This window comes from Kitasatospora sp. NPDC033851 (assembly GCF_055576085.1).
Map to the genome: position 1 here is coordinate 320,320 of NZ_JBVIRL010000006.1, position 20,916 is coordinate 341,235.

A 20,916-nucleotide genomic window follows, 5' to 3' on the forward strand; every position below is an offset into this window, starting at 1 on the left:
TGCCGGATGATCCCGTTGCCAACCAACGCCGGGTCTACGGAATGCCCAACTCGAACAGCGCATACCCGGCGTACCACCCGGCCGCGATCACGGGCATCGCGAACAGCCCGACCAGCGAGGACACCCGCACCCGGCGCAACGCGAACGCCAGGCCGATGCAGAGCGGGAAGGCCGGCAACAGGTACCGCGAGATGTTGCCGAAGATCTGGTTGCTGCTCAGCGCGGTGGCGATGGTGAGCGCGGTGTAGACCCACAGGACCAGCGGCGGCCGGGCCCGCCAGAGCAGCACCAGCAGTCCGGGCAGGGCCATCAGCAGGGCGATGGCGATCAGGTCCGGGACGGGGTTGGACTGCCAGAAGTCCCAGTGGCCGGTGATCACGTCCATGATCGTGCGGAGCGTGGAGGCACCGCCGTCGAAGTAGCGGTTCCACGCGCCCCGCTGGAGCTTGAAGTAGCCGCCCCAGTCGCCCATCTTCCAGCCGACCCAGGCGACGAAGCCGATCAGGCCCCACGGGGTGATCAGCATCGCGGTCAGCGGACGGGCCACCCCGTCGGTCCGGCGCACCAGCGCGACCAGCGCGGCGATCGACACGGCGGCGATCAGCGCGGCGGCGGTCGGCCGGTTGAGGCCCGCCACCAGCGCCAGCAGACCGGCCGTCAGCCAGCGGTGGGTCATCACGCAGTAGCAGGCCCAGGCGGACAGCGCCACGAACAGCGAGTCCGAGTAGACCGCCCACTCCACGCCGGAACCCGGGAACAGGCCCCAGATCACCGCGGCCGTCACACCCGCCCGGAAACCGCCGAGCCGCTCGGCGATCGCGAAGATCCCGGCCGCCGCGACCAGCGAGGCGAGCACCGAGACCACGATCCCGGAACCGTACGAGCCGAGCCCGGTGACCGCGCCGACCAGCCGCATCAGCCACGGGTAGAGCGGGAAGAAGGCGGCCGAGTTCTCGTAGTAGGTGGCCAGCGGGAAGCCGTGCAGCGGAATCAGCTGCGGGTCGTACCCGTTGTCGGCGATCCGCTGGTACCAGACGCCGTCCCACGTGCTCAGCACGTCCCAGGGGTTGGCGCCGCCGCCGCGCCCCGGCTGCTTCTTCAGGTAGTCGCCGGTGTGCGAGAGCAACAGCATGAAGACGGTCAGGCCGATGGCCTTGACCACCGCGTACGCGCCCAGCGCGGGCGCGAACCGGTCCACCAGCGCCCCGAACCGCCCGGGCCGCTGGGCCGTCCGCTCCTCGGACGGCGCCGGCGTCGCCGCGGCGGACGCCCCGGGCTCGGTGCTGGACGACTCGGTGCTCGATGCCGTGCTCATCTGCTCTGGGTACTCCCCGCCCCGCTCGTGGTCCGCGCGGCTCCGGCGCAACGATTTTCCCGTGAGCCTACGGCACACCCCCGGCGGGAAAACCGCTGGCGCCCCGGCGGCGGCGCCCGCGACGATTCCGGGTATGCCGAGCACCCCGCCGACCCGCCGGATCCGGGCCGCCCACACCGCCGACACGATCACCGTCTACCAGGCGTTTCCACCGGAGATCGCCGAGCCCGCGGCGGCCGACGGGCGGTTCCCGGAGGCGTTCAAGCGTGACCGGATGACCTGGATCAAGCCGTCGTTCCTCTGGATGATGCACCGCAGCGACTGGGGAAGGAGCCCCGGGCAGGAGCGGGTGCTGGCGCTGGAGATCAGCCGGGAGGGCTTCGACTGGGCGCTGGAGCAGGCGGTGCTGAGCGCCTACACCGGCCGGGTGCACGACTCGCAGGCCGCGTGGAAGCGGGAGCTGCGGCACAGCCCGGTCCGGGTGCAGTGGGACCCGGAGCGCGACCTCCACCTGCGGCCGCTGGACCACCGGGCGGTCCAGGTCGGACTGCGCGGCGAGGCGGTGCGGCGGTACGCGGACGAGTGGATCCGGCGGATCTCGGACGTCACCGAGCTGGCCGGGCGGGTGCGGCTGGAGCGGGACCCGGCGCTGCTGCCGGTCGAGACGCCGTACCCGGTGGGTGCGGCCGTCGCCGCCCGGTTGGGGGCGGCGACGGCCTGAGCGGTGCCCGGGGGGTCAGCCCTGGACGTAGACGATGCCGAGCTTGGTGAGCTGCCAGAGCTGGTTGGCGGCGCCGGTGTCGGTGGCCAGCTCGACGTAGGGGTTGCCCTTGGCGTCGAGGGTGCTGCCGGCTGCCAGGACCCTGCTCTGGTCCTGGGAGTCGGCGATCTTGTAGCGGCCGTCGCCGGCCGGCTTGAACACCCAGTGCTGGTTGCCGCCGCCGTTGCAGCGCCACTGCTGGATCCGGGTGCCGGGGGCGGTGGCGGCCGCGTTGGCGTCCAGGCACATGTCGCGGTTGCCGCTGAAGTCGAGTTCGTAGCTGCCGCCGGCCTTGGCCTCCAGCACGAAGGACTGGTTCAGCCCGCCGCCGGCCGGATAGCTGATGGCGGCCCGGCCGTTGGTGGAGTCGCCGTAGGTGCCGCCGCCGGTGAGGTCCAGGGCGTTGCCGGTGCCCGCGTTGGTCAGCTGGTACCAGGCGCCGTCCTCGGGGCCGTCACCGAAGGGTTTCCCGGGGGTGAGCGGCTGGATCGACGTGGTGTTCTGCTGGTTGAGCGTGCAGTAGGCCTGCGTCAGTTCGGGCCGGGCGTAGAACTGGCCGAGGCAGACGCCCTCGCCGCGGTAGCCGGCCACCCGCAGGTGGTACGACTGGCGGACCATGTTCATGCACAGGCCGGGGATGCCGATCTGCGAGTCGCAGCCGTTGCGCACCCACTCGGAGAGGTTGATGACGTCCCCGTTCGAGTACTCGTACGGGGAACTGGTCCACTCCGCGCAGACCTCGTGCCCGAAGGCGACCCGCCGCTGGTCCAGGTACCGGACGCCGGGCACCTGTTCGGCCGCGCCGCGCAGCGCGTCGCTCAGGGTCGGGACCACCCAGTTGTGGCCCCAGGCGAGGTCCTCGGGGAAGGCCGGGCAGCCGTCGGCGACCTTGCCGAGGTAGTCGTTGCGCCGGATGTCCGGGGTGATCGGGTTGAAGTACGACTGGTAGACCAGCTGGTACGAGGAGTCGGCGTAGCCGGCCTTGCGCATGGTCTGCCGGATGTTCTGCAGCGCCGCGACGACCTTGGGCTGGACGCCCTTGGCCCGCCGGAGGATCTCGTCGCTGCCGATGGTGTCGCGGCAGCCCTGGTCCTTGGGGACCGGGAAGTACTGCGCCAGGCAGTGCATCATGATGCCGCTGAAGTCGAAGTCGTCGTTGGCGCCGATCGTCACCACGACCAGCTTGACGTCGTACTTGGACGCCGCGTCGGCGAGCTTGACGTCCTGTTTGGGCTCGCCGAAGTCGCCGCTGCCCGCGCCGGTGATCTTCGCCAGCTCGGGGTCGCTGACCAGGTCGCCGGTCTGGGCGCCGGAGCAGGCGAGGTCGATCGGGGTGACCCCGGGGATGTCGGTGACGAAGATCTCCGACTTGGGGTGCCGGTGGCAGTAGTCGGTGGGGCTGTCGGTGTCCGGGAAGTAACCGTCGCCGGTGTCGGTGCCGGCGCCCTCCCCGGAGATGGCGCTGTCGCCGAGGGCGACGACCGCTGCCGGTTTGACGGCGCCGGGTGCCGGGGCGGGGGCGGAGTCGGCGAGGGCGGCGGGGGCGCCGGCCAGGCCGAGGGTGGCTATGAGGGCGCCGGTGGCGAGCGCCGCCGACAGGCGGGACCTGATCACACGCGACTCCTTGCGGGGTGGGGAACCGCCCGGCCGGGTGGGCGCCGAGCGGCGCGGACCAAGGGGAGAGCAGGAAGGTGAGCAGGACTCGGATTCTAGGTACTGACAAGTAGTCCAACAAGACTTCTGACACGCAGTCCGCGTGACCGCGCGACCACCGGAACGTGCGGGCACAGAAAGAAGAGCCGCCGTTCCGCGCCCCAGGAGGGAAACGCGCAACGGCGGCTCTCACCGGCCGAACCGGGTGTGGACTCAGCCCACGTTGGCGCAGTGGTTGCCGAACGCGGGGTTCAGCAGGCCGGCGGCGTCGACGGTGTTGCCGCACAGGTTGAGCGGGATGTGGATCGGCACCTGGATCTGGTTGCCGGAGATGACACCGGGGGAACCGGCGGCAACACCCTCGGCGCCGGAGCTGGCCATCGCGGTGCCGGCGCCGGCGGCCACGATGCCCACCACGGCCGCGCCGACGGCGGCGGTCTTCTTGATGCTCATGTGAGCCTCCTGACTGTTCAACAGAGATGCACGGGGAGTGCGACATCAAGAACGACACCCGTCCGGACCGGTTGCGACGGTGCGCGCACTGTCACCCGTCCGGAGCAGCGGAGCCTCTGACCGGCATTCGGGTGATCGACGGGCCGGACCGTTTCCCCCCGCGCGCCGCCTCGTTCTCCCTGGCGAAGACGATCCAACCGGCCCTACTCAATGAAATCGAGTACCGCCCATGCGCAGCTCGCCCACGGCCCGTCGGCACCGAGGCCACCGGCAAGTCGGTCGACGTGGCGGGCCCCCCAAGAACCCGGCGTTCGACGACACCGCCTGAACGCCTGACCGGGAATTCCCGGTCGCGCCTTTGTCCGAATCGTTCCCGGCCGCGCGGAAATCGTTCGCGAGGCACCGGAAACAACGCGGCGGCTGCGTCGACGCCCGAGCCATGGGCGGAACACGCCGGTGTGCGCCGTCGGAGTGACAATCACGGCGATCCCTGAAGCCATCAGGCGAGTATTCGTGCTCGCCCGGCTCCCGACATTTCCCTTCCGTCGGGCAGAAACTCGGAGGAAATTCATGCGTAACCTCAAGAAGGCCGCCGCCCTGTCGCTGGCCGCCACCGGCCTGGTGCTCGGTGCCGCCGGCGGCGCGTTCGCCAGCGCGGGCGCCGAGGGCGTCGCCGCCGGCTCCCCCGGCGTGCTCTCCGGCAACCAGATCCAGGTGCCGATCCACGTGCCGATCAACCTGTGCGGCAACAGCATCAGCGCGGGCGGCCTGCTGAACCCGGCGTTCGGCAACACCTGCGTCAACGCCGGCTGAACCGGCGGTCGCCGCACCGGCGACAGCTGATTCACCGAGCACGTGCCGCGCTCCGCAGCGCCGGGGGGCGGCACGCTCCAACCATGTGTGATCGAGGAGATCAACCCCCATGCAGAACGTGAAGAAGGTCGCCATCCTCTCCGCCGCCGCCGCCGGCCTGGTGCTGGGCGCGGCGGGCTCCGCCGCCGCCAGCGCGGGCGCCGAGGGTGTGGCCGCCGGCTCCCCCGGCGTGCTCTCCGGCAACCAGATCCAGGTGCCGATCCACATCCCGCTCAACCTGTGCGGCAACACCATCAGCGCGGGCGGCCTGCTGAACCCGGCGTTCGGCAACAGCTGCGCCAACGTGGAGATGCACCCGAAGCCCGCGGACGACTGCTGATCCCCGATCGGCACGTGTTCCGGCCGAACTGCCCCCCGACCAGCCGGCCGGGGGGCAGTTCGGCATCCCCGGGCGACTTCCGACCGTCCGGGACACCGATCCACCGAAGGGTGATCCGCATGGTTTCGATGAAGAGCGGGGCGGGCCTGGCCGCCGCCGTCGGCGCGGCAGTACTGCTCGGCGCCGGTTCCGCGCAGGCCGCCACCGCCTCGGGCCAGCCGCCCGCGGCGGGCCCGGCCTCGCTGGCCAAGACCGACGTCGGGCAGGCACTGAACGGGACGACGGCCGGGCTCGGCTACGGCGTCGCGCCGCTCAAGAGCCTGCGCCTGGACCCGTGGGCCAACTCCTCGGCCGACGTGCTCAACAACGGCGCGACCGTCCAGCCGGACCAGGGCCTGGCCCCGGTCGGCACCGGCACGCTGACCGGTCCGCTGAGCGCGGGCGGCGGCGTCAAGGACCTGCCGCTGGTCGGCGGGCTGACCGGCGCCCTGCCGGGCTGAGCCGTCGGGCGCACCAGGAGCCCGGGACCCCGCTCGCGCGGCGGGGTGCCGGGCTCCTGGTGCGCCCGACGGCTGGTCAGAGCTGGGTCAGGCCGGTCAGCCCGGCCTACTGCAGCACCCCGGTGGCGGTCGCGGTGGCGGCTGCGGGGTCGGACAGTCCGGTCTGCTGCACCACACCGGCGGTGGTGGCGGCGGTGGTCGCCGTCAGGTCGTTCACCTCGTCGGTGACGGAGAGCCGCTGGTCGTCGCCGCCGAGGCTCGCGCTGGCCCCGGGGACGGCCTGCACGGCGCCGGTGAGCAGCCTCGGGTCGACCTCGCCGACCTTGAGCCGGCCGTCGGCGAGCTGGCCGGCGCCGTCCTGGGCGAGCGAGAGCGGCTTGCCGAGGCTGAGGCCGGGGGTGTCGGCGTGCAGCGGCGCGGTCGGGGCGTCCAGCAGCACCTGGCCGAGGTCGGCGCCCTGGTCGACCAGCGGGAGCGGCAGCTCGGCCTTGGCGCTCGGGCCGACCTTGCCGGTGCTCAGCTGGGGGACGATCCGCTCCGGGACCAGCTCGGTGCTGGTGCTGGTGGTCCGGCCGGGCACCGGCGGCATGAGCAGCGAGGTCGGGATGCCGGCCGAGACATGGCTGCCCAGCGGGGTGAGCGGCACGTCCGCGGGGACCTGCTGGGTGGCCAGCGCGTCCTCCAGGGCTCCGACGTGGTCGAGGCCGACCGGGGCGGCGCAGGCCGGTCCCTGGGAGGCGAGCATGCCCGCACCGACCGCCAGCAACATCGCGCCGGCCCGCTTGGAGAACTTCATGCTTTTCACCGTTCTGCTGTCCGTACTGGGGTTCACTGAGGAACGGCTACGCGGGCGCAGCCGGAAAACAATCTGTCTCAACGAGTGACCGGGAGCGCGGATTGCGCCGGTTAACTGGTTCGGCCCAATAATCCGACCGGAAACCCCCTGTCGCCGCGCCTCCCGGACTCTTTTCAAAAATCCCCGTAACCTTCCGTGCCGTCATTCTTTGATCTGGACGTCAGTGACTGCAGACCGGGTCTGAGCGTTCGTTCTACGCGTTGTACGCACGGAAACCAAGAGCATTTCAGAGAGGGATCTCCCCATGATCCAGAAGTCCTTCGCCGCCGCCGGCCTGGCCGTCGCCGCGCTGGCCGCCGCAGCCGCGCCCGCCTCGGCCATCGGTGACGCGGACGGCGCCGCCGCCTCCATCGAGGGCAACGGTGGCACCAACTTCACCGGCACGGTCGGCAACAACAGCCCGAACTTCCACTTCCTGGACAACGCGAACATCTGCCTGCCCGAGATCCACAACATCGCCGTGAGCGGGGTCGGTCTGGCCATCCCGGTCGAGGTCCCGATCGCCAACAGCGGTGGCAGGCAGTACTGCACCCAGGGCCAGGGCACCCAGAGCCACGGCGACGCGGGCGTCTCCCACCTGGTCGGCTGACGCCCCCCCAGAACTGCACTCCCCTGCAGGGCCCCTGAACCACCCTTCGAATCGTCCCCCGATTCACCCTTCGAGAGGAAAAACCGGAAATGATCAAGAAGTCCCTCGCCGCCGCCGGCCTGGCCGCCGCCGCCATCGCGATGTCCGCGGGCTCGGCCTCCGCCATCGTCGACTCGGACGGCGCCGCCACCACGGTCCAGGGCAACGGCGGCACCAACCAGACCGGCACCCACGGCAACGGCAGCCCGAACTTCCACACCCTGGACAACCCGAACATCTGCCTGCCCGAGATCCACAACATCGCCATCGCCGCTGCCGGTGCCGCGGTTCCGATCGAGGTGCCGATCCTGAACAGCACCCCGAAGCAGATCTGCAACGTCGGCCAGAACACCCAGTCCTCGGGCGACGCGGGTATCTCGCACCTGATCGGCTGATCAAGGGGCACCGCACGGACGGAGGGCCCGGGGAGGAAGGTCTCCCCGGGCCCTCCGGGCTTGGCGGACGAAGTGTCCGGTCGGCCGCAGCAGCGGACCGGCCGGGTGACCGGCCGTCCGGCCCGGCGGGGCGTCGGGCCGAGCGGCCGGATGTGAACACGTGTCAGAGCGCCCGTGCGGGCGCTCCCAGAGAGAGGGCAGATCCATGAAGAGCATGCTGGCCAAGGCCGCGCTGACCGCCACCGCCGCGCTGGCACTCGCCGGTGCCGCCACCCCCGCCTTCGCCCACGTGGGCCTGGTCGGCGGCGGCGCGGTCGTCGCCACCGCCGACGAGCCGTTCGTGGCCGGCGAGGGCTTCGGCCTCGCCCACACCAGCAACACCACCGCGGGCGGCTTCGGCTGCGGCGCCGCCACCTCCACCGACCTGACGGGCCGCGGCGAGGGCTTCGCCCACGTCAACGGCTGGGAGTAGAACCCGGAAGGCCGGGCCGCCCCCGACGGGGAGCGGCCCGGCCTTCTGCGCTTGGTCCGCCCGCCCCGAGCACCCCCGAGGCGAGCGGGCGAGTCCCCGCCCCGAGCACCCCCGAGGCGAGCGGGCGAGTCCCCGCCCCGAGCACCCCCGAGGCGAGCGGGCGAATGACAGCTATTTCAGCATCGCGGCGGCCTCGACGGCCCAGTAGGTGAGGATCTGCTCGGCGCCGGCCCGGCGGATCGAGGTGAGCGTCTCCATGATCATCCGCTCCCGGTCGATCCAGCCGTTCGCGGCGGCCGCCTCGACCATCGCGTACTCGCCGGACACCTGGTACGCGGCGACCGGCACCGGGGAGGCGTCGGCGACCTGGCGCAGGATGTCCAGGTAGGCCATGGCCGGCTTGACCATCACCAGGTCGGCGCCCTCGGCGAGGTCCTGCTCCAGCTCGCGCAGCGCCTCGCGGGCGTTGGCCGGGTCCTGCTGGTAGCTCTTGCGGTCGCCCTTGAGCGAGGATCCGACGGCCTCGCGGAACGGGCCGAAGAAGGCCGAGGCATACTTGGCGGTGTAGGCGAGGATGCCCACGTCCTGGTGGCCGGCCTCGTCCAACGCCCGCCGGACGACGGCGATCTGACCGTCCATCATGCCGGAGGGGCCGACCAGGTGGACGCCGGCGTCGGCCTGCACCCGGGCCATCTCGGCGTAGCGCTCCAGGGTGGCGTCGTTGTCCACGCTGCCGTCGGCGGCCAGCACGCCGCAGTGGCCGTGGTCGGTGTACTCGTCCAGGCAGAGGTCCGACATGACCACCAGCGAGTCGCCGACCTCGGAGACCACGTCCCGGATCGCCTGCTGCAGGATGCCGTCCGGGTTGGTGCCCTCGCTGCCGATCGCGTCCTGCACCTGCGGGACACCGAACAGCATGACGCCGCCCAGGCCCGCCTCGGCCGCCTCCACGACGGCCTTGCGCAGGGTGTCCCGGGAGTGCTGGACCACGCCCGGCATCGAGCTGACCGCGACGGGCTCGCTGACGCCCTCGCGGACGAACAGCGGCAGGATCAGCTCCGCCGGGTGCAGCCGGGTCTCGGCGACCAGGCGGCGCATCGCCGGGCTCTGCCGCAGTCGGCGCGGGCGTACGTACGGGAATTCAGCGGACACGGCTTCTCTCTCCGAACGGTTGTGCAGTGCCGGGGGCGACGGCTCGCCGCCCCCGGCCGGGGTTGGGGCGGGCCCTCAGCGGGCCTTGCGGCGCGAACCGGGACGGCGCTCGCTGGGCCGGTAGACCGGTTCACCGGCGGCCGTCGCGGTGTCGCGGCGCTTGGCCCCGAAGTCTGCCAGGGCCTGGGCCAGCGCGGCGGCCGACGGAGCCGGGGCCATCACATCGACCCGCAGGCCGTGCTCCTCGGCGGTCTTGGCGGTGGCCGGGCCGATGCAGGCGATGACCGTGACGTTGTGCGGCTTGCCCGCGATGCCGACCAGGTTCCGGACGGTCGAGGACGAGGTGAACAGCACCGCGTCGAAGCCGCCGCCCTTGATCGCCTCACGAGTCTCGGCCGGCGGCGGCGAGGCGCGCACCGTCCGGTACGCCGTCACGTCGTCGACCTCCCAGCCGAGCTCGACCAGGCCGGCCACCAGGGTCTCGGTGGCGATGTCGGCGCGCGGCAGCAGCACCCGGTCGATCGGGTCGAAGACCGGGTCGTACGGCGGCCAGTCCTCCAGCAGACCGGCGGCGGACTGCTCGCCGGAGGGCACCAGGTCCGGCTTCACGCCGAAGTCCACCAGGGCCTGCGCGGTGGTCTCGCCGACCGCCGCGACCTTGATCCCGGCGAACGCGCGGGCGTCCAGGCCGTACTCCTCGAACTTCTCCCGGACGGCGCGCACCGCGTTCACCGAGGTGAAGGCGATCCACTCGTAGCGGCCGGTGACCAGGCCCTTGATGGCCCGCTCCATCTGCTGCGGGGTGCGCGGCGGCTCGACCGCGATGGTCGGCACCTCCTGCGGCACCGCGCCGTACGAGCGCAGCTGCTCGGACAGGCCGGTGGCCTGCTCCTTGGTGCGCGGCACGAGGACGTTCCAGCCGAACAGCGGCTTGGTCTCGAACCACGAGTGCGAGGCCCGGTGGGCGACCTGCTCGCCCACCACGGCTATCACCGAGGTGGCCGGGTCGACCGGGGCGGAGACCGGCGAGGGCAGCACCCGGGCGGCCTTCAGGTCGGCCGCGATGCCGGCCAGCGTGGAGGTGAAGGTCCGCTGGCGGGTGGTGGTGCCGGAGAGCGTCGCGCTGAGCGCCGAGTCCGGCTTGCGCCCGTTGGAGACCAGCGCGTTGGCGGTGGCCGGCAGCTGGCCCAGGGTGGTGCGGACCACCAGGGTGGTCTCCGGTGCGCCCAGGTCCACCGGGCCGCCGGACAGCAGCTGGGCGCCGTCCACGAAGCGCACGTCGGTGCCGGCCCCGACGCGCAGCGGGACGCCCGCGTAGGCCGGGACGCCGACCGACTGGGCGACGCCCGGGATCACCTCGAAGGGGATCCCGTCGCCCGCGCAGCTGAGCATCTCCTCGGCGGCGCAGCCGTCCAGGCCCGGGTCGCCGTCGACGGTGCGGACCACGTGCTTGCCCGAGCGGACGGCCTCGGCGACCACCTTGGCCAGGTCGAAGTCGATGCCCTCGACGGCCGGGGTGTGCACCTGCACGGCGGCCGGACAGTGGCTGCGCACGGCGGCGGCGGTCAGCGGGTCGGCGACCAGGACGTCGGCCGTGGACAGCACCTCGACCGCGCGCAGGGTCAGCAGGCCCGGGTCGCCGGGGCCCGCGCCCAGGAAGGTGCACCGTCCGGTGGCGGGCTGCCCTGCGGGGAACAGGGCGTCGGTGGCGGCGGTGGGGCTCATCGGGCTCGCTCCCCCATCAGGGTGGCCGCGCCCGCGCCGAGCAGCCGGTCAGCCAGCGCGCGGCCGAGGGCCGCCGCCTGCTGCTCGGCGGTCTCGTCGAGGACGATCGGACCGTTGGCGGACATCTTCAGCAGGGCGGAGCCGTCGGGGTCGCCGACCACGCCGTCCAGCCGCAGTTCGTTCTGCCGGCCCCAGGTGGCCAGCGCGGCCACCGGCGCCGAGCAGCCGGCCTCCAGGGTGGCCAGCAGGGCGCGCTCGGCGGCCACGGCGACCCGGGTGGGGGCGTGGTCCAGGGCCGCGAGCGCGGCGGTCAGGGCCGTGTTCCCGGCGGTGCACTCGATCGCGAGCGCGCCCTGGCCGGGGGCCGGGATCATCAGCTCGGGGTCGAGGTGCTGGGAGATCTCGGCACTGCGGCCGAGCCGGTTCAGGCCGGCCGTCGCCAGCACCACCGCGTCCAGCTCGCCGTCGGTCACGTAGCCGATCCGGGTGTCCACGTTGCCGCGGATCGCGACGGTCTCCAGCTGGGCGCCGCGGGCGGTGGCCCAGGCGTTCAGCTGCGCCATCCGGCGGGGCGAACCGGTGCCGATCCGGGCCGGGCGGCCGGCGCCGGCCAGCTTCTCGACCAGCTCGTCCAGGTTCAGGCCCTCGGCCGCGACCAGGGCGTCCCGGACGTCCTCGCGCTCGGGGACGGCGGCCAGCACCAGGCCCGCGGGGGCGGCGGTGGGCAGGTCCTTGAGCGAGTGCACGGCGAAGTCGATCCGGCCCTCCAGCAGCGCGTCCCGCAGCGCGGAGACGAACACGCCGGTGCCGCCGATCTGCGCCAGCGCCTCCCGGGAGGTGTCGCCGTAGGTGGTGATCTCGACCAGCTCGACAGGGCGCCCGGTGACCCTGGTCACCTCGCGGGCCACCATGCCCGACTGGGCCATGGCGAGGGCGCTGCGCCGTGTGCCGAGCCGCAGGGGTGCGGCGGCGGAGGGCTGCTCCGTGATCGGTTGACCATTCATGAGGTGATCGTCCCGGTGGTACTCGTGGGATGGCTGACGGTTCATCTGGTGCCCCCGGCGGAGGGCTGGGGCGCGCCGCCGACGGGCGTTCCGGACACGGCGTGCACGGCCGCCGGGTCGAGGTCGAAGAGCTCGCGCAGTGCCTCCGCGTAGGAGGCGCCGCCGGGCTCGGCGGCCAGCTGCTTCACCCGGACGGTCGGGGCGTGCAGCAGCTTGTCGACGACGCGGCGGACGGTCTGGCCGATCTCGGCGCGGGAGCGCTCGTCCAGGTCGGGCAGCCGGGACTCCAGCCGGCCCAGCTCGGCGGCGACCACGTCGGAGGCCATCGAGCGCAGCGCGACCACGGTCGGCGCGATCCGGGCGGCCCGCTGGGCGGCGCCGAAGGCGCTCACCTCGTCGGCGACGATCCGGGTGACCTGGTCGACGTCGCCGGCGCCGGGGGTGGCGGCGTGCGCGTGGGAGAGGCTCTCCAGGTCGACCAGCAGGGCGCCGTCCAGCTCGTGCACGGCGTGGTCGACGTCGCGCGGCATGGCCAGGTCGAGCAGGGCGAGCGGCTCGGCGGCCGAGCGGAGGGCGACGGCGGCGGCCACGTCCTCGGCCTTGACCACCACGCCGGCCGCGCCGGTGCAGGAGATCACCAGGTCCACGTCGGCCAGCGCCTCCGGCACCTTGGCGAGGTCCAGGGTGCGGGCCACGTCCGGGCCGAGGATCTCGACCAGCCGCTCGGCGCGGGCCGGCGTCCGGTTGGCGATCAGCAGGTCGGTCACGCCGGAGCGGATCAGGGTGGCGGCGGCCAGCGAGCTCATCGAGCCGGCGCCGACCACCAGCGCGCGCTTGCCGGCGATCTCGCCCGCGCCCGCCGCGACCTGCTCCAGGCCGAAGGTGACCAGCGACTGGCCGGCCTTGTCGATGCCGGTCTCGCTGTGCGCCCGCTTGCCGACCCGCAGCGCCTGCTGGAACAGCTCGTTCAGGCCGCGCCCGGCGGTGTGCTCCTCCTGGGCCTTGGCCAGGGCGTCGCGCAGCTGGCCGAGGATCTGGCCCTCGCCGACCACCATCGAGTCCAGGCCGCAGGCCACCGAGAAGAGGTGGTGGACGGCGCGGTCCTCGTAGTGGACGTACAGGTGGGAGGTCAGCTCCTCCAGGTCCACCCCGCTGTGGTGGGCCAGCAGCAGCGACAGCTCGGCGACGCCGGCGTGGAACTTGTCCACGTCCGCGTACAGCTCGATCCGGTTGCAGGTGTTCAGCAGCGCGGCTTCGGCGACGGTCGCGGTGGCGGCCGCGTCGTGCAGCAGCCGGGTCGGCACGTCACCGGTCAGCGCGGCGCGCTCCAGCACCCCGACCGGGGCCGTGCGATGGCTCAGCCCTACGACGAGAAGGCTCATGCCCGCCCCCCACAGCTCTCGGTGTTCATGCGGGCATCACCGCGGAGAGATCCCCGTCGCCGCCCTTGGCGGACTTTCCCTTGGCCGGCTCGACCGGGTCCTTGGCCGCCGACTCGGCGGTGCCGCGGCCCTTGCCGTTGCCGCCGGCCGCACGGCGCAGCTTGGCGGCGGCCGCGCGGACCGGGCCGGGGGCGCGGTCGAGGACCGACTCGGCGCGGTCGTCCGGCTCCTCGCCGGCCTTGCGCTGCTCGTGGAAGGCCAGGATCTGCAGCTCGATGGAGAGGTCCACCTTGCGCACGTCCACGCCGTCCGGGACGGTCAGCACGGTCGGGGCGAAGTTCAGGATGCTGGTGACGCCCGCCTCGACCAGTCGGTCGCACACCTGTTGGGCGGCGCCGGGCGGGGTGGTGATCACGCCGATGGAGACGTGCTGGCTCTCGACGATCGACTCCAGCTCGTCCATGTGGCGCACCGGCAGGCCGGCCGCGCTGGTGCCGACCACGTTCGGGTCGGCGTCGAGCAGGGCGGCCACCCGGAAGCCTCGGGAGGCGAAGCCGCCGTAGTTGGCGAGGGCGTGGCCGAGGTTCCCGATGCCGACGATGACGACCGGCCAGTCCTGGGTCAGGCCCAGCTCGCGGGAGATCTGGTAGACGAGGTACTCGACGTCGTAGCCGACGCCGCGGGTGCCGTACGAGCCGAGGTAGGAGAAGTCCTTGCGCAGCTTCGCCGAGTTCACGCCGGCCGCCGCGGCCAGCTCCTCGGAGGAGACGGTCGGCACCGAGCGCTCGGAGAGCGCGGTGAGGGCCCGCAGGTAGAGGGGCAGGCGGGCGACGGTCGCCTCCGGGATGCCCCGGGCACGCGAGGGTCGGCGCGCGGCGCCCTGGTCGGGCGTCTGCGAACTGCTCTGTGGTGATCGGCCGATTGCCACGGTGCTCCTGTGGGTGAAGCTGGGCTTTGGCAGCCAGGCTATGCGTTTGTGAACGTGTGCACAAAGATGGTGTCCGTTTTGTCCCCGCACAGTGATGCGCATCACGCCGTCGAACCCATAGCACCGGCCTGCGTCAGCACCACCTCCGGGGCCCGGGAACCGGGCAGCCAGGGGCCGTACGGCGCCTCCCGGCGCAGCAACGGGACGGCCTCGCCGGACGGGCGGGAGCGGGCCCGGCCCAGCCGCGGCCAGGGCACCCGGGCCGCCTCGCGCAGCGGGCCCGCCCAGTCGTCCGGCGGACAGGACGTGGCGCCCAGGCAGTACCGCAGCAGCTCGGCGGTCACCCGGGCGTCGCCCAACGCGGTGTGCGCCGGGTACCAGCCGAGGCCCGCCGCCTCCACGCAGGCCGCCAGGCCGTGACTGCGGGCCTCCGGCAGGTGGGCGCCGGCCAGCCGCATCGTGCACAACAGCGGGACGGGCGGCAGCGGCACCCCGATCCGGGCGAACTCACGCTCGAGGAAGGCGTGGTCGCAGCTGACGTGGTGGCCGACCAGCACCCGGCCGGCCAGCAGCTCCAGCAGCCGCGGGGCGATCTCACGGAAACGCGGGGCGCCCTCGACGTCGCACTGCCGTATCCGGTGCACATGGGTCGGGCCGACCGGACCCAGCGGATCCAGCAGGGTGGCGAACTCCCCCTCGGGGCGCAGCCGCTCGTCGAGCAGCACCACCGCGACCTCGACCACCCGGTGCCGCCACGGACTGCGGCCGGTCGCCTCCACGTCGACCACGGCGAAGCCCCGGGCCCCGGGCGGGGTTTCGGGTGTCGCAGGGGTCGGGCCGGGAAGCATGGCGGCACTCCTCGTGTGCTCAGCCCCCCTCGGGCGCAAACGCGTTCGATCGTAAGCCGACCAACCCGCCCCGCCGCACGCCGAAACGGAGTGTCTTTGGCAACGATTCGGCGAAGCGCCCCCGCCGAGTGGCGGGGGCGGCGGTGCCCGCGCGGGCGGCCGGGTCAGCCGCCCAGGGCCGTGCGCAGCCGGCGCTCGTCGACCCGCCAGAAGTCGTGCTGACGGCCGTCGATCAGGGTGACCGGGATCTGCTCCCAGTAGCGGCGGTACAGCTCCTCGTCCTGGGTGATGTCCTTCTCCTCGAAGGACGCCCCCAGCTCGCCCGTCACCCGGACGATCACCTCGCGGGCCTCGTCGCACAGGTGGCAGCCGGGCTTGCCGACCAGGGTCACGGTACGGTCCGCGGGCTCGGGGCTCTTACGTCGCAGCAGTGGGCTCACCGCCCCATTCTGCGCCCACCGCGCACCCGCCCCCGCGCGCGGTGGAGCTGTTCACCTCTCGGGCACGGCACCGTCACGGCCGCTCCGCGCCCGGCTGGCTATGCTCGGTGCCATGGCCGTGCTCCGAAGGCTCACCCAGGCAAGACGTTCCACCAGCGAGCGGAGCGCCCTGGCGGGCGAGGCCGCGGCCGAGGCGGCCGAGGCCGCGCTGCGCGCCGAGCCCGAGCCCGTCCCGGCCGCCGCGGCGGAGACCGCGCCGGACACCGCCGAGGCGCCGGCCACGGCCAAGCCCGGGAAGGCCCCCAGGACCCCCCAGGCGCCCACCGAGAACCACACCCCGGACCCGGACGACCCCCGCGCCGCCGCCTTCTTCGACTGCGACAACACCATCCTGCGCGGGGCCGCGGTCTTCTACCTCGGCGTCGGCCTCTACCGCCGCGGCTTCCTCACCCGCCGCGACATCGCCCGCTTCGCCTGGCAGCAGGCCTGGTTCCGGCTGCACGGCGCCGAGGACCCGGACCACATCTCGGACGCCCGGAACACCGCCCTCGGCATCGTCGCCGGCAAGCGCGCCGCCGACCTGGAGGAGATCTGCGAGCAGATCTTCGAGGAGGTCGTCGCCGACAAGATCTGGCCGGGCACCCGCGCCCTGGTCCAGATGCACCTGGACGCCGGCCAGCGGGTCTGGCTGGTCACCGCCGCCCCGCTGGAGGTGGCCCGGATCATCGCCCGGCGGCTCGGCATGACCGGCGCGCTCGGCACCGTCGCCGAGGCCCGGGACGGCCACTACACGGGCCGACTGGTCGGCGACCTGCTGCACGGCCCGGCCAAGGCCGCCGCCGTCGGCGCGCTGGCCCGCCGCGAACGCCTCGACCTCGACCGCTGCGCCGCGTACAGCGACTCGGCCAACGACATCCCGATGCTCTCGCTGGTCGGCCACCCGTACGTGGTCAACCCGGACGGCGCGCTGCGCCGCCACGCCCGGGCCCAGGGGTGGCGGGTGCGGGACTTCCGCACCGGTCGGAAGGCGGCCCGGGTGGGGCTGCCGGCGGCGGCCGCGGTCGGGGTGCTGGCCGGCGCGACGGCGGCCGGGGTGGCGCTGTACCGCCGTCGCCGCCACGCCTGATTTCCCGCCCGATCCCCTCGCCGGAGCCGTCAGGCGCGCTTGCGCGAGGTCACCCGACGAGCTCGCCCGCGCGGGTGACCGGACGTCAACCAGGGCCCTGACCTGGCCGCTCGTACGGGCGAACTCCCGTGCGTGACAGGACAGTCCGGGCCCCATGTGCGAACCTGTCTGCCGGTGACCGGTTCTGATCGTTCGCCAGGCCGGGAAAGTCAGGGGTTGCGGAGCCCCAAGGCTGGGAAACCGCCCGCCAGGCCGCCGAATTGGTCACCCTGGGCGCCTGTTCGATCACGTTGAGCCGGATGAACGATGACAGCTCCGGTCAGTGTCAGCCGAATATGCGCAACAAATGGATCCCAAACGACCACTTCAACCACACGGTGTAGCTGTCATTGCACAAAGCGTTATTCTCTCCTGGATGCACGTCACCCACGCGTCCCGCTCGAACGGATGCTTCGGGGAGTGCTCTCCGCGCAGGCGGAGGTGATCCGTCCACAGTTCTGCCTCTGGGAGTCCCGTGTACCCACCCGTCCGGAACGACGCGCCTGCACCCTCCCGCCCGTCGTCCGCGCCCCTGCGCCCCCGTACCGGCCACCGCAGCCGTCCGACCGCCGAGCGGCAGATCTCCACCGGTCTGGACATGCTGCGCAACCTGCTCCGCAGCCAGCTCGCCACCTCGCCCCAACTCGCACCCGCCGGCGGATCGTTCAACCACCCGCACGGCCCCGGCCTGGCCCTGCGCACCACCGCCGCCGGCTCGACCGGCACCGGCTCGACGGGCACCGGCTCGCGCGGCCGCACCGGCAGCACCGGCGTCGGCCGCGGCCGCGCCCGAACCACGACCGGCCCCGGCTACGAGACCGAGCACAACCCGATCATGGAGCTGGTCGAGCGGGCCCAGGCCGGCGAGAGCGAGGCCTTCGGCCGGCTCTACGACCACTACGCGGACACCGTGTACCGCTACATCTACTACCGGGTAGGCAGCCGGGCCACGGCCGAGGACCTCACCAGCGAGACGTTCCTGCGCGCGCTGCGCCGGATCGGCACCTTCACCTGGCAGGGTCGCGACTTCGGCGCCTGGCTGGTCACCATCGCCCGCAACCTGGTCGCCGACCACTTCAAGTCCAGCCGCTTCCGGCTGGAGGTCACCACCGGCGAGATGCTCGACTCCAACGAATGCGAGCGCAGCCCCGAGGAGTCGGTGCTGGAGTCGCTCTCCAACGCCGCCCTGCTGGACGCCGTGCGCCGGCTCAACCCGCAGCAGCAGGAGTGCGTCACGTTGCGCTTCCTGCAGGGGCTCTCGGTCGCCGAGACGGCCAGGATCATGGGCAAGAACGAGGGCGCCATCAAGACCCTCCAGTACCGCGCCGTCCGCACCCTGGCCCGGCTGCTCCCGCCCGACGCGCGGTGAGCCTGTCGTGACCGAGGGGGACACAGCCGGGGTGTCGCCCGGCCGGCCGTCACCGTCCGCACCCGACCGACACGTCAGAGTGAACGGTCGATCCGATGATCAGCCGTGCGTAACCGACCGCCCGCACCGATCGTTGGCCAGAGTGCAAGCCTCCACCAGGCGTACGGTCAAGCCGAATTGTGACCTGTCACCCGATGGAGTGGCTTTGGCCAGCCGGGGCAACCGTCCGGCAGGCCGGGGTGTCGACAACGACGAAGGGAGGTGTGGCCCGTGACGGCAAACGTGCTGGAGCACCGGCGGGCGAAGGCCTTCGCCGAGGTGCTGGAGGCCCACCGGACGGAGCAACGCGCTGCAACCGACGCGGAATCGGCCAACGCCGCAGGTACCGGCCCCGGTTCGGCCGCGATGGCCGAACTGGTCGGCCTGACCGACGCACTGGAAGCGCTGCCCGGACCGGTGCTGGACCGCGAGGTCCGGACGGTCCAACGCGCCCAGCTGATGGCCGCGTTCGAACAGGCCTTCGCCGGCGGACCGGGGGCCGCGGTGCCCCGCCAGCGCCGCCACCGGGCGATCCGGAGCGCGCCACGCGGCCGCTGGAGCCGCCGGTTCGCGATCGGCGGACTCGTGGCCGGGCTCGCCGTCGGCAGCCTGGCCGGTGCCGCCGCCGCGAGCACCGGCTCCGTACCCGGTGACACGCTGTACGGGCTGAAGCGCGGCCTCGAAGGGCTCCGACTGGACTTCGCGGGCTCCGATTCGGAGCGCGGCGAGCTGCTGCTCGACAACGCCGCCACCCGGCTCGGCGAGGCGAAGGTCCTGGTCGGCCGCACCGGCCCGGCGGGCGGGCTCAGCCCGGGCACCGTCGAGCAGGTCCGCCACGCCCTGGACGACATGCACGCCGACGCCCTCAAGGGCCGCGAGCTGCTGCGCTCGGTCTACCGCAGCAACGGCTCGCTCGAGCCGATGCGCGCGCTGGCCGGCTTCGCCCAGGACGAGGACGGCCGCTGGACCGAGCTGCAGGGCAAGCTGCCCGTGCAACTCACCCAGCAGGCCTCCCTGGTGAACCAGCTCTTCGACGACATAAGCGAGGACGTCGCGCCCCTGCGCCTGGCCCAGCCCCCCGCCAACAGCGGTGGCACGGCAGGCTCCGGGGCGGGCGGCGGCTCCTCCGACCGGACCGGCGGCTCCCCCGCCGGTACCCCGGCCGACGGCTCCGGCGCGACCCAGGGCGGCGGCCAGGCCCCGGGCAGCGGCGCCACCGGCAGCAACCGCCCCGGTGCCACCGAACACGCCCCGGCCAACCCCGGCGCCGGCGGCAGCGGCGGCAAGGGCGCCGGCCTGCCGAGCACCCTGCCCACCAGCGCCCCGGACGCCGTCAACGGGCTGGTCGGCGACCTCACCGGCGGGCTCACCGGCGCCAAGCCCTCGCCGAACCCCGACGCGGCCCCGCCGTCGGCGCCGAAGCCGTCCGGCACGCCCGGAGTCCCGGACGAGGCCCGGCAGCAGGGCGTCGAGGTGCCCCCACTGGTCCCGGGCCTGCTGCCCGGGTTGCGGATCCTCGGCGGCTGACCGGGGTTGTGCGGCGGGCCCGGCGGAGTGCGATATCCGCCGGGCCCGCTCCGTACGCTCGTGCGCTGCCGCACCCCCGCGCTGGTACGGACGGTCAGAAGAACACCGAGCGGCGCTGCATCAGCAGCTGGTAGAGCGTGTGCTGGATGGTCTCGCGCACCTCGTCGGCCAGGTCGAAGACCAGCATCGGGTCGTCCGCCGCCTCCGCCGGGTACCCGTCGGTGGCGATCGGCTCGCCGAATCGGATCGTCCACTTGGTCGGCAGCGGCAGCATCCCCAGCGGGCCCAGCCAGGGGAAGGTCGGCGTGATCGGCACGTACGGCAGGCCCAGCAGCCGGGCCAGCGTCTTCACGTTGCCGATCATCGGGTAGGTCTCCTCCGCCCCGACGATCGAGCACGGCACGATCGGCACCCGCGCCCGCAGCGCCGAGGCAACGAAGCCGCCCCGGCCGAAGCGCTGGAGCTTGTAGCGCTCGGAGAAGGGCTTGCCGATGCCCTTGAAGCCCTCCGGCCAGACCCCGACCACCTCGCCGCGCTCCAGCAGCGCCTGGGCGTCCTCGTTGCAGGCCAGCGTGTGGCCGGCCTTGCGGGCCAGCTCGTTGATGCCGGGCAGCACGAAGACCAGGTCGGCGGCGAGCATCCGCAGGTGCCGCCGGTTCGGGTGGTGGTCGTGGATGGCCACCTGGGTCATCAGCGCGTCCAGCGGGATCGTCCCGGAGTGGTTGGCGACGATCAGCGCGCCGCCCTCGGCCGGGATGTTCTCCGCGCCCTGGACGTCGATCCGGAAGTACTTCTCGGCCAGTGGGCGCAGCAGCGCGAGCAGCACCTCCTCGGTGAGCTCCCGGTCGAAGCCGAACTCGTCCACCTCGTAGTCGCCGGTGACCCGGCGGCGCAGGAAGGCCAGCCCCTCGGCGGCGCGGCCCTCCCAGCCCTTGCCGAACAGCCGGGTGGCCGCCGGGCCGAGCGGCCCGGACAGCGCCCCGCCGACGGCCCCGGCGAGCCGGTCGGCCAGGCCGGGGCCCGGGCCCTCGGGCTCGGACCAGCTGGGGGCGGACTCGATCGGGATGACCTTGGCCTCGCCCGACGCGTTCTCGGCTGCGGCACTCATCGCGG

General features: G+C 73.2%; 22 protein-coding genes. 10 read left to right on the forward strand and 12 right to left on the reverse strand.

The genetic code is table 11. The annotated features are described in order from the left end of the window. Positions 1 to 34: 34 nt before the first annotated feature. Positions 35 to 1,315, reverse strand: coding sequence for a hypothetical protein (locus ACZ51D_RS15080; protein WP_465616010.1), 1,281 nt, complete (start codon positions 1,313 to 1,315; stop codon positions 35 to 37). Positions 1,316 to 1,448: 133 nt separating this feature from the next. On the opposite strand from ACZ51D_RS15080, the gene ACZ51D_RS15085 reads away from it, so the two are divergent. Next, entirely contained in the window at positions 1,449 to 2,036 is a 588-nt protein-coding gene (locus tag ACZ51D_RS15085) for a DUF4291 domain-containing protein (protein WP_465616008.1), read from the forward strand. A gap of 15 nt (positions 2,037 to 2,051) precedes the next feature. On the opposite strand, the gene ACZ51D_RS15090 is transcribed toward ACZ51D_RS15085, so the two are convergent. Beyond that, positions 2,052 to 3,689 carry an RICIN domain-containing protein gene (locus ACZ51D_RS15090; RefSeq protein WP_465616006.1) on the reverse strand — a complete coding sequence of 546 codons (1,638 nt, stop codon included), beginning with the start codon at positions 3,687 to 3,689 and terminating at the stop codon, positions 2,052 to 2,054. A 252-nt stretch (positions 3,690 to 3,941) separates the two neighbouring features. Continuing rightward, a complete protein-coding gene (locus ACZ51D_RS15095; RefSeq protein ID WP_465616004.1) occupies positions 3,942 to 4,181 on the reverse strand; it encodes a chaplin in 240 nt (79 codons plus the stop codon). A gap of 570 nt (positions 4,182 to 4,751) precedes the next feature. Between ACZ51D_RS15095 and ACZ51D_RS15100 the strand changes: the two genes are divergently transcribed. From ACZ51D_RS15100 to ACZ51D_RS15110, 3 genes are all read left to right on the forward strand, one after another. Then, entirely contained in the window at positions 4,752 to 4,994 is a 243-nt protein-coding gene (locus ACZ51D_RS15100; RefSeq protein WP_465662487.1) for a chaplin, read from the forward strand. Positions 4,995 to 5,103: 109 nt separating this feature from the next. Next, positions 5,104 to 5,373 carry a chaplin gene (locus tag ACZ51D_RS15105; RefSeq protein WP_465616000.1) on the forward strand — a complete coding sequence of 90 codons (270 nt, stop codon included), beginning with the start codon at positions 5,104 to 5,106 and terminating at the stop codon, positions 5,371 to 5,373. Positions 5,374 to 5,492: 119 nt separating this feature from the next. After that, positions 5,493 to 5,873 (forward strand): hypothetical protein, encoded by a 381-nt coding sequence (locus ACZ51D_RS15110; protein WP_465615998.1) that lies wholly within the window; start codon positions 5,493 to 5,495, stop codon positions 5,871 to 5,873. A gap of 106 nt (positions 5,874 to 5,979) precedes the next feature. On the opposite strand, the gene ACZ51D_RS15115 is transcribed toward ACZ51D_RS15110, so the two are convergent. Further along, the gene (locus ACZ51D_RS15115; RefSeq protein WP_465662488.1) at positions 5,980 to 6,669 is read right to left on the reverse strand and encodes a hypothetical protein; all 690 of its coding nucleotides are present in this window, start codon (positions 6,667 to 6,669) and stop codon (positions 5,980 to 5,982) included. Positions 6,670 to 6,973: 304 nt separating this feature from the next. Here ACZ51D_RS15115 and ACZ51D_RS15120 point away from each other — a divergent pair, with 304 nt between their 5' ends. From ACZ51D_RS15120 to ACZ51D_RS15130, 3 genes are all read left to right on the forward strand, one after another. Beyond that, on the forward strand, positions 6,974 to 7,318 hold the full coding sequence (locus ACZ51D_RS15120; protein ID WP_280675437.1) for a rodlet layer protein: 345 nt from the start codon (positions 6,974 to 6,976) through the stop codon (positions 7,316 to 7,318). 89 nt (positions 7,319 to 7,407) lie between these two features. Next, a complete protein-coding gene (locus tag ACZ51D_RS15125) occupies positions 7,408 to 7,752 on the forward strand; it encodes a rodlet layer protein (RefSeq protein WP_465662490.1) in 345 nt (114 codons plus the stop codon). A 205-nt stretch (positions 7,753 to 7,957) separates the two neighbouring features. Beyond that, complete coding sequence (locus ACZ51D_RS15130) at positions 7,958 to 8,224, forward strand: hypothetical protein (RefSeq protein ID WP_465615992.1); 267 nt, start codon at positions 7,958 to 7,960, stop codon at positions 8,222 to 8,224. Between the two features lie 171 nt (positions 8,225 to 8,395). Here ACZ51D_RS15130 and hemB read toward each other — a convergent pair whose 3' ends face one another. From hemB to ACZ51D_RS15165, 7 genes are all read right to left on the reverse strand, one after another. Then, positions 8,396 to 9,376 carry a porphobilinogen synthase gene (gene hemB / locus ACZ51D_RS15135; RefSeq protein ID WP_465662491.1) on the reverse strand — a complete coding sequence of 327 codons (981 nt, stop codon included), beginning with the start codon at positions 9,374 to 9,376 and terminating at the stop codon, positions 8,396 to 8,398. A 75-nt stretch (positions 9,377 to 9,451) separates the two neighbouring features. After that, positions 9,452 to 11,101, reverse strand: a complete 1,650-nt coding sequence (locus ACZ51D_RS15140) for a bifunctional uroporphyrinogen-III C-methyltransferase/uroporphyrinogen-III synthase (RefSeq protein ID WP_360495638.1) — start codon at positions 11,099 to 11,101, stop codon at positions 9,452 to 9,454. Continuing rightward, positions 11,098 to 12,105, reverse strand: coding sequence for a hydroxymethylbilane synthase (gene hemC, locus ACZ51D_RS15145; RefSeq protein WP_465662493.1), 1,008 nt, complete (start codon positions 12,103 to 12,105; stop codon positions 11,098 to 11,100). The genes ACZ51D_RS15140 and hemC overlap by 4 nt, the downstream gene beginning before the upstream one ends. Positions 12,106 to 12,146: 41 nt before the next feature. Further along, the gene (locus ACZ51D_RS15150) at positions 12,147 to 13,487 is read right to left on the reverse strand and encodes a glutamyl-tRNA reductase (protein WP_360495644.1); all 1,341 of its coding nucleotides are present in this window, start codon (positions 13,485 to 13,487) and stop codon (positions 12,147 to 12,149) included. Between the two features lie 25 nt (positions 13,488 to 13,512). Next, a complete protein-coding gene (locus ACZ51D_RS15155; protein ID WP_360495647.1) occupies positions 13,513 to 14,415 on the reverse strand; it encodes a redox-sensing transcriptional repressor Rex in 903 nt (300 codons plus the stop codon). Positions 14,416 to 14,516: 101 nt separating this feature from the next. Beyond that, a complete protein-coding gene (locus ACZ51D_RS15160) occupies positions 14,517 to 15,263 on the reverse strand; it encodes a 3'-5' exonuclease (RefSeq protein WP_360495650.1) in 747 nt (248 codons plus the stop codon). A 164-nt stretch (positions 15,264 to 15,427) separates the two neighbouring features. Continuing rightward, complete coding sequence (locus ACZ51D_RS15165) at positions 15,428 to 15,703, reverse strand: glutaredoxin family protein (protein ID WP_360495653.1); 276 nt, start codon at positions 15,701 to 15,703, stop codon at positions 15,428 to 15,430. A 112-nt stretch (positions 15,704 to 15,815) separates the two neighbouring features. Here ACZ51D_RS15165 and ACZ51D_RS15170 point away from each other — a divergent pair, with 112 nt between their 5' ends. From ACZ51D_RS15170 to ACZ51D_RS15180, 3 genes are all read left to right on the forward strand, one after another. Next, complete coding sequence (locus ACZ51D_RS15170) at positions 15,816 to 16,829, forward strand: HAD family hydrolase (protein WP_465662495.1); 1,014 nt, start codon at positions 15,816 to 15,818, stop codon at positions 16,827 to 16,829. 637 nt (positions 16,830 to 17,466) lie between these two features. Then, on the forward strand, positions 17,467 to 18,237 hold the full coding sequence (locus tag ACZ51D_RS15175; RefSeq protein WP_465616360.1) for an ECF subfamily RNA polymerase sigma factor, BldN family: 771 nt from the start codon (positions 17,467 to 17,469) through the stop codon (positions 18,235 to 18,237). A gap of 270 nt (positions 18,238 to 18,507) precedes the next feature. Beyond that, entirely contained in the window at positions 18,508 to 19,803 is a 1,296-nt protein-coding gene (locus ACZ51D_RS15180) for a DUF5667 domain-containing protein (RefSeq protein ID WP_465662497.1), read from the forward strand. Between the two features lie 94 nt (positions 19,804 to 19,897). Here ACZ51D_RS15180 and ACZ51D_RS15185 read toward each other — a convergent pair whose 3' ends face one another. Next, complete coding sequence (locus tag ACZ51D_RS15185; protein ID WP_465615978.1) at positions 19,898 to 20,911, reverse strand: lysophospholipid acyltransferase family protein; 1,014 nt, start codon at positions 20,909 to 20,911, stop codon at positions 19,898 to 19,900. Between the last annotated feature and the right edge of the window lie 5 nt (positions 20,912 to 20,916).